Genomic DNA, 7048 nt, shown 5'->3' on the forward strand with positions numbered 1-7048 from the left:
CCGATCTTCAACTTCTCCCTTGGCTATGTGGCGAGTGACCTCTCCGTGGCCAAGTTCGTCACCGAGCGCATCACCGACCGGCAGATCAATTTCCTCAACCGCGGCACCCTGAGCGCGTACGGGCTGGGTGGCTCCGTCATGCTGGACTGGGAGCACTACCGGGAAACCCATGAGGTGGACGTCGAATTGCGATACACCAATATCCACCTGCAGAGCTTTGGCAGCAGCTCCGACGCGGTGCAGGGCTCGGCCTCGGCCCAGACCGCCAATATCTATGCGCGCTGGCGCGCTCCGACCGGCCTCCACGCGCTGGACCGCCCCGTGCGCTATGTGCTGGAGTTCTCGCACTCGCGTTACCTCGGCAGCCAGTCTGAAATCCTTGGGTTCACCACCCTGACTACCCTTGGCACGGGCCTGGAACTCGATACCAGCGCGCATGAGGTTTTCGTCACACGCATACGCGCCGTGGTGCGCTATGTCTTTGGCAATAACGTGTCGGGCGTGTCGCTGGGCCTGGCCGCCAGTTTCTAGCCGCCAAGCGGGCGGCGTCCAGCCGTACGGCCCGGTCAGCGCGGGGTTCGCGCGCGCTGAAGTCTTAATATCGCGCGTCGAAAAATGTGAATTGCGCTTATCGGGGCGGCGTTTTACGCTAACTGAACCCTGCGTGGCCTCGCCAGCGCGGGACGGCGCCTGCGCGTTTGAGTGAGATCAGGATCCCAGTGGTCATTCGAGGGCCTAAAGTGTCAATGCGCATTTGGTTACGGCTGCTGATCAGCCTGATGCTGAGCAGCCTTGCTGCGGCTGGCGGTGTACTGCATGCCCAGGACACGCAGGCGGATTCCGGCGCTGCCGACGGGCCCGCAGCAGTGCCTACGGTCACACTGCTGGACCGCCCCATCGTATCGTTCCGCGCCACCCTTGCCGGCGTGTCGCCGGAGGTCCGGCGCAATCGTGCCGAAGCCAACCTCGCCAGCCTGAACCGAGCCGAGCTTGCCCTGCCTGTGCAATGGGTATCCAGCAGCCTTGACGGCGACACCGGCGTCGCCTTTCGTATTGGCGACCACCTGGTGTTCTCTTACGTGGTCAATGACCGCGAGCCCGGTGACACCAGCCCGTTCGATGCCGATGTGCACAAGATCGCCGACCACCTGCAACAGGCGATGAAGGCGCGGCGCGACCAGATGCACTGGCCGGTGCTGATCCGCGGCGCGGCGCTGACGCTGCTGGCCACAGCGTTACTGGGGATGCTGGGATGGGGCATTGCCCGCCTGCGCGCGTGGGCGTATGCCGGCATGCAACGCGTCCTCGAAGCACACCTGCTGAGCCGCACTTCCCGCGGCTTCGACTGGACGGGGTCGGCCTTTCATCTGGCGCGGCAACTCGTGCAGCTGCTTGCGCTGTGCCTGTTCATGCTGCTGCTCTACCTGTGGCTGATCTTCGTGCTGGAGCAATTCCCTGCCTCGCAGCCCATGGGCAGCCGCCTGGGCGCGTTTCTGCTGGGCTTGCTCACCCGGCTGGCGCTAGCCTGCGTGCAAGCGCTGCCGGGCATCATCACCGCCATCGTGATTTTTCTGATCACGCGCGCCGTGCACGCCATGGTGAACAACATCTTCGATGCCGCGGTACGCGGCAGGCTTGACCTGCCCGGCCTGCACCAGGAAACCGCAGGCGCCACGCGCCGCATGGTGGTGCTGCTGGTGTGGGCGCTGAGCTTCGTCTTCGCCTACCCTTACCTGCCCGGCTCGCAGAGCGACGTGTTCAAGGGCCTGAGCGTGCTATTCGGTTTCATGATCACGCTGGGCTCGGCGGGCATCGTCAACCAGTTGATGAGCGGCATGGTGGTGGTGTACTCGCGGGCGCTCAAGCGCGGCGATTTTGTCGCGCTCGGGACGAACATCGGTACGGTGGTGTCGATCGATACGCTATCGGTCAAGCTGGTCAACGTGCGCAACGAAGAGATCACCATCCCCAATGCGGTCGTTGTGGCGTCGCCCATCGTCAATTACTCACGCCATGCCAGCGACCGCGGCGCCCTGGTGGCAACCACCGTCACCATTGGCTACGACACGCCATGGCGCCAAGTCCACGCGATGCTGCTGGCCGCGGCATCGCGCATGGCGCACGTGGCCATGACGCCAGCGCCGTTTGTGGTCCAACGCGCGCTGTCCGACTATTACGTGGAATACGAGCTGATGGTGGCCATTGCCGATCCCACCCTGCGCCCGCTGGCACTGTCATCGCTGCACGCGGAGATCCAGGATGAATTCAACCGCAACGGCGTGCAGATCATGTCCCCGCATTTCATGGCGCAGCCAGAGGAGCCCGTGCTGGTCAAGCCCGGGCGATGGCAAGGCGCCGGGCGGGCCGACACCTAGCGCGCGAGCGCACGGCGACGCATCTCCATTGACGACGGATTCAACATGACAATCAACCCACCCGGCGCGCATTCCGAGCACGAGACGTTCTCGCTGGTCGACGGCGATGTCCTCGCCCGCGTAATGGCTCGCCTTGGCCTGATGTCGCCAAGGCAGCCGCGGCTGGCGCGGCGGGCCATCCTGTTTGCGTTGGTGGCATGGTTGCCGGTGGCCATCTGGGCCGTCATCCACAAGACCGCGCTGGCGGGCACCGTGGACGAACCGTTGTTCGAGCATTTCGGCATTCATGTGCGCGGCCTGATTGCCATTCCCCTGCTAGTGATCGCCGAAGCCTCCGTGCGCAAGACCATGCCGCCCATGCTGGGCTATTTCTGCACGTCCGGGCTGGTGACGCAAGCCGACGAGGCGCGCTTCGCGAGCATCCTGACGGATGTCCGGCGCGTGCGCGACCGATCGTTGCCATGGGTGATCATCGCCGGCGTGGTAGTCGCATGGGTACTGTCCGGCACCGTCAAGCACGAGTTCCATGAACTGCGCTGGGCGGAGGAGCCGGGCGGATCGATCGGTTTTGGCGGCTGGTGGTACATGCTGGTGACGCGCCCCATCTTCGTCACGCTTGCCCTCGCCTGGCTATGGCGGCTGGCGCTGCTGTGCATCCTGTTTGCCCGCATCGGCAAACTGCCGCTGGCGCTGGTTCCCACCCATCCGGACCACGCCGGCGGACTGCGCTTCGTGGAACGCTTCGCGTCCATGTTCAGCCTGGTCATTCTTGCGCTGTCGTCGGTGGTGGCGGCCGAATGGGCGCACCAGGTCCAATACCACGCCCTCGAAGTGGCCACGCTGAAGATCGACGCCGCCCTGCTGATCGTGATCGTGGCGGGCACGTTCCTGCTGCCCTATCTCTTCTTCCTCCCGCGCATGGCCGCAGTGCGCAAGGAAGCCGAGTTCAATTATGCCAACCTGGTGGGGCAGCAAGGCCGCCTGGTGCACGCGCGCTGGATCGAAGGCCGCGAGGTCAAGGACACCCGCTTGTTCGAGGCCGGGGAGCTTGGCCCCGTCGCCGATACCGCGACGATCTACGAACTGGTGCGCAAGATGGGATTCATCCCGATCGGCAAGCGCGCGCTGGTTGCCACGCTGGCGCCGATCCTTGTGCCGGTCATCGTTGTTGTTTCCATGCAGGTGCCGCTCAAAGGCGTGTTGATCAAGCTGCTGGGGGCATTGGCGTAGCAAGCCAGAGGACATGGGCAGGCGACATCGAGCCGTCGGATTAAAACCCGGATTAAGGGCTTGGCAACTGGCGTGGACGGATCGGTTGGCTAGACGTTGACCTCGCCAGCGACCCGCGCGATGCAGGCGATGGCATTTTGCGCCATGGGCGACGGGGTCCGATTGCGCAGGCTGACGACACCCATCTCGGAGAACAGCGAAGGCAGGCCTTTGATGCGCAGCGGCAACAGCGTGCCGGCGTCAAGATCGGCTTGCACGGACGTGTGCGTGGCGGCGAGGACCGTGTCGGTGGACAAAGCCACGGCCCGGAGGATGGCGATGTCGTCGCACTCCAGCGCGAGCACAGCTTGCTCGCCGCCGGCAAGCCAAGCACCTTGGCTAGCTCGGCTCTCAGGCCACTGGGCAGCTTGGTCGCCGCTACGCCGTACGGCCAGGCATCGGCCACCGTGCACTCGCGCCCGGCAAGCGGATGCGATGTGCGCACGTAGAAAAAACCGTGCTGCGTCCCCAGCGGGCGGATTTCCAGCGCCGGGTCCTCCGGGAGATCGCGCACGTCCGCGACAAAAAACTCGATGTCTTCGGCGCGCAGGCGTTCGAGCAACTGCGTCCAGTTGCTCGCCTCCACACGCAAGGCCACCTTGGGATAGCGTCGCCGCAATTCGGACAGCGCCGGCGGCATCAGGGTCGCCGCCGGGAATGGCCCGGCACCGAACGCGGTGTCGCCCAGTTGGCTGTCGCGAAAGAGATCCACGTCGCGCTGCAGGCAGCGCGCATCGAAGAGCAGCCGGCGCGCCCGCTCGATCACGAACTCGCCCGCGGGGGTTGGCCGCACATCGCCCACATCCCGGTCGAACAGGCGGATGCCAAGATCGGTTTCGATGGCCTGGATGCTGCGGCTGAACGCCGGCTGGCTGAGGTGAACCCGCTCGGCGGCCCGCGCGAAATGCAGTGCATCGGCGAGTGCCAGGACATGGCTGAGGCGGCGAAGATCCATCATGTCGCGTTGCTCCGTACGCATTGGAACGTTGCACATTATGCATTGGACGCATTAACCCGACAAGCCTACAGTCAGGCCGACATAAAGTCGTTCAGACCAAAAAAACGAGATCGGAGACAAGCCAATGAGTTCGCTCCTGCAGAACACGTTAATCGGGTTCATCATGCTTGGCTTTGCCGGCATGGAGTTCGTCACGCGGCGCTACCAGACGAGCGTCAACGCCACGCACGACGATACCAAGCTGGAACTGGCCATGTTCGTGAGCCTGCTGGCTATCACGCAGCCTCTGTCGATCCTGGTCTCGGGCAAGCTGTGCGCCTGGCTCATTCCGGAGCAGCACGGTGCGTGGGCTGCCCTGCCGTGGTGGGCAATGGCCGCGATCCTGCTGATTTGCGACGACATGACGCAATACTGGTGGCACCGCATGTCGCATTCGCCCTTGCTGTGGCCCCTGCATCGTGCGCATCACACCGCGCAGTACATGAGCGTGCGCATCACTTATCGGAACAACTTCTTCTACTACCTGATGATGCCGGGCCTGTGGATTGCAGGCGTCCTGCTGTACCTGGGTTTTGCCAAGGTCTACGGCGTGTACCTCGTCATCAAGCTGACGGTGATTCTTGGTGCGCACAGTGCCTGGCGCTGGGATGAGCCCCTGTACCGGATCCGCGCGTTGCGCCCGCTGATGTGGGTCCTGGAGCGGACCATCTCCACGCCCGCCACGCATTGGGCGCACCACGCGATGACCAACGAGGATGGCATCGGCCACTACAAGGGCAACTTCGGCAACCTGCTGTTCTTCTGGGACGTCCTGTTCGGCTCGGCGCACATCACGCGCAAGTATCCCGCCAGGATCGGCTTACAGGATGACGTGCTCTTCGGGCAGGAGCGCTGGTTCACGCAGATGTTCTACCCGCTGTTCCAGTCGCGCCGCGCGCATTCGGCGCTGCGCTTTGGCGCACGGGCTTACGTGGAGGACGAAACCCATGGCAGCGCGGCCGACGCGCTCTCCCCTATCAACGAACAAGAGAGATCGGCATGAATGATCGCGCGCTGACGCAAGAACTGGCCAGTCAGAACATCCTGAGCACGCAAATCGAGGGCGTGTTCGCTGCACAACAGCAGGCCTTCCTGCGCAACACCTTGCCCGATGCTGGGCAGCGGCGCGCGCACCTGCGCGCCCTCAAGCAGCAACTCCTGCGCTACCAGGACGTGCTTGCCGAAGCCATTTCCCGGGATTTCGGCGAGCGCTCGCTTGCCGAGACAAAGATGCTGGAGGTGCTGCCGACCACGCTGGAGATCAATCACGCGATCTCGCATATCCGCCGCTGGATGCGGGCGAGCCGCCGCTGGCCGGAGCTGCTTTTTGCCAGCAACAGCCTGCGCGTCACCTACCAGCCCAAGGGCGTCGTCGGTGTCATCGCGACCTGGAATTTCCCGGTCTACCTGTCGCTGGGCCCGCTGGTGGCCGCGCTGGCCGCTGGCAACCGCGTCATGATCAAGATGCCCGAGACCACGCCGGCCACCAACGCTACGCTCAAGGCCATGCTGGGCGAGGTCTTCGCGCAAGATCATGTGGCGCTGATCGGTGGCGAGTTGCAAGATCCTGGCGCCTTCACCGCGCTGCCCTTCAACCATATCGTCTTTACCGGCTCGCCGGCGGTGGGCCGCATCGTGATGGCCCAAGCTGCGCGCAACCTCACGCCGGTCACGCTGGAGCTCGGCGGCAAATCGCCTGCCATCGTACTGCGCGACTATCCTGTGCGCGAGGCCGCCAGGCGCATTGCGCACGGCAAGGGCATCAACTGCGGACAGGTCTGCGTGGCACCCGACTACGCGCTGGTGCCGCGCGAACGCGTGGACGAGTTCGTCTGCGCGGTGGTCCAGAGTTTCGGTGAGCTCTACGGCAAGCAGACCGGGCAGAATGCCGACTACACCGCGCTGGCAACCGAGCGCCACGCGGCGCGCATCACAGCGATGCTGGACGACGCGCGCGCCAAGGGCGCAACCGTGGTGGCGTGCGGCGACACCGGGCCCGGACGCCGGCTGCCGCTGCATGTGGTGACGAATTGCACGCCCGACATGTTGCTGATGCGCGAGGAAATCTTTGGCCCCATCCTACCCGTGCTGCCCTACGACACCCACGAGCAGGCCATTGAAATGGTGCAGCAGCAGGCGCGTCCACTGGCCTTGTATTGCTTCAGCCACGATGCGCCCGAGCGCGACAAGCTGCTGGCGCGCACGCATTCCGGCGGCGTCACCATCAACGACTGGGCATGGCATGTGGTCAATCACGCTGCCCCCTTCGGTGGCGTGGGCCAGTCAGGCATGGGCAACTATCACGGCGAAGAGGGTTTTCGGGAACTGTCGCATGCGCGCACGGTATTCAAACGGCACCGCTTCTTTCCCATCGGGCTGTTCTATCGTAAGCGCGAAATTGACCCCA

The 7048-nt window shown here is 64.4% G+C and carries 5 protein-coding genes and 1 pseudogene; 5 read left to right on the forward strand and 1 reads right to left on the reverse strand.

Annotation, left to right across the window (positions count from 1 at the left end; translation table 11 throughout):
* The 3 genes and pseudogenes from OR16_RS02455 to OR16_RS02465 all read left to right on the forward strand — a co-directional run.
* Window positions 1-531: pseudogene (locus OR16_RS02455) on the forward strand (hypothetical protein); the annotation flags it as partial.
* Window positions 532-746: 215 nt separating this feature from the next.
* Window positions 747-2375 carry a mechanosensitive ion channel family protein gene (locus OR16_RS02460; protein ID WP_006156379.1) on the forward strand — a complete coding sequence of 543 codons (1629 nt, stop codon included), beginning with the start codon at window positions 747-749 and terminating at the stop codon, window positions 2373-2375.
* Window positions 2376-2420: 45 nt separating this feature from the next.
* Window positions 2421-3605, forward strand: a complete 1185-nt coding sequence (locus tag OR16_RS02465) for a hypothetical protein (protein WP_006156380.1) — start codon at window positions 2421-2423, stop codon at window positions 3603-3605.
* Window positions 3606-3657: 52 nt separating this feature from the next.
* On the opposite strand, the gene OR16_RS02470 is transcribed toward OR16_RS02465, so the two are convergent.
* The gene (locus OR16_RS02470; RefSeq protein ID WP_237716903.1) at window positions 3658-4602 is read right to left on the reverse strand and encodes a LysR family transcriptional regulator; all 945 of its coding nucleotides are present in this window, start codon (window positions 4600-4602) and stop codon (window positions 3658-3660) included.
* 124 nt (window positions 4603-4726) lie between these two features.
* On the opposite strand from OR16_RS02470, the gene OR16_RS02475 reads away from it, so the two are divergent.
* Both OR16_RS02475 and OR16_RS02480 read left to right on the forward strand, forming a co-directional pair.
* Window positions 4727-5644, forward strand: a complete 918-nt coding sequence (locus OR16_RS02475) for a sterol desaturase family protein (protein ID WP_006156382.1) — start codon at window positions 4727-4729, stop codon at window positions 5642-5644.
* A partial coding sequence (locus OR16_RS02480; RefSeq protein ID WP_006156383.1) for a coniferyl aldehyde dehydrogenase occupies window positions 5641-7048 on the forward strand: 1408 nt, incomplete at its 3' end. The genes OR16_RS02475 and OR16_RS02480, both read left to right, overlap by 4 nt.

This window comes from Cupriavidus basilensis OR16 (genome assembly GCF_000243095.1).
GTDB lineage: Bacteria > Pseudomonadota > Gammaproteobacteria > Burkholderiales > Burkholderiaceae > Cupriavidus > Cupriavidus basilensis_D.